Origin of the sequence: Pseudoalteromonas sp. AOP7-A1-14 (assembly GCF_052376275.1) — a bacterium.
In the GTDB taxonomy this organism is placed as follows: domain Bacteria; phylum Pseudomonadota; class Gammaproteobacteria; order Enterobacterales; family Alteromonadaceae; genus Pseudoalteromonas.
Window position 1 is genome coordinate 1 of sequence record NZ_JBQSVO010000300.1, and the last position, 443, is coordinate 443.

Annotated in this window: 1 protein-coding gene; it reads left to right on the forward strand. The window is 39.7% G+C overall.

The genetic code is table 11. The features are described 5' to 3' along the window. Positions 1-443, forward strand: a 443-nt coding sequence (locus ACT3RM_RS18205) for a PAS domain-containing protein (RefSeq protein WP_444511558.1), incomplete at both ends; no start/stop codon positions are given.

Below are 443 nucleotides of genomic sequence, written 5' to 3' on the forward strand. Positions count from 1 at the left end.
GTAATTCAGGAATGCATCCTAAAAGCTTTTTTAAAGATATGTATAAAACTTTAAAAGCGGGCAATGTATGGAATGCGCAAATATGCAATAAAGCAAAAAATGGAGCTTTCTATTGGGTTGATACAACGGTTGCCCCGTTTTTAGACGAGCAAGGCCGCCCACAAAGTTATATTGCCATTCGTACAGATATTACCACCTTAAAGCGACAAGAGCTTGAGTTAGCCCATCATAAAACGCAATTACAGCTCGTACTTGATAGCACGGCTGTGGGCGTATGGGATTGGTATGTTGATACCCAAAAAGTGCATTTTAATAACCGTTGGGCAGAAATTATTGGGTATACACTCGAGGAGCTAGAACCGACTGATTTAAACACTTGGCTTGATAATGCTCATCCTGATGATTTAGCTGAATCAACGCGCCTTTTAAATAAACATTTTGCC